Raw genomic sequence first — 482 nt, forward strand, 5'->3', positions numbered from 1 at the left:
TCAGTTTCTGCTGCCCCAGATCGTATGTGACGGGGAACGGGGAGCCCTTGCTGCCATCATCCTTGATCGGGGTGAACTTGGCCTCGATCTTGGTGAAGTTGAAGGAAATGCTCTCGCTGGGGCGATCCCCGCCGCTGGACAGGCTGTAGCCGCTGATCATGGTGTCGGTCAGCGTCACTTCCAGATAGGAGTCAGCACCCCCCTGGTCGGTGCGCACGAAGGAAATGACAAGCTTCGCCTTGCCGCCGCTGCTCAGCGCTTCCTTCAGCAGGCCACCGCTGGCGTTGTCCTGATTCTTGCTGACCGTGATTTCAGAGATGCTGGGTGTGCTGGCTTCGCGGTTGCCCGAAGCACCGGTCGGCGAGCCGATGCCGCGACCGACGCCCCACTGGAAGTTGTGAACCTCAATCTGGTTCTCGAAGCCGGAGGTGGTGACATCGCCCTTCACGTCCGGGCTGCTGTATTTGATGTAAATAGCCATA

At 59.8% G+C, this 482-nt stretch carries 1 protein-coding gene; it reads right to left on the reverse strand.

Translation table 11 applies throughout. The features are described from left to right. Window positions 1-482: Hcp family type VI secretion system effector (locus J2D77_RS17120; RefSeq protein WP_207847744.1), on the reverse strand; the 482-nt coding region annotated here is incomplete at both ends.

Source organism: Acetobacter garciniae (assembly GCF_017377735.1).
GTDB lineage: Bacteria > Pseudomonadota > Alphaproteobacteria > Acetobacterales > Acetobacteraceae > Acetobacter > Acetobacter garciniae.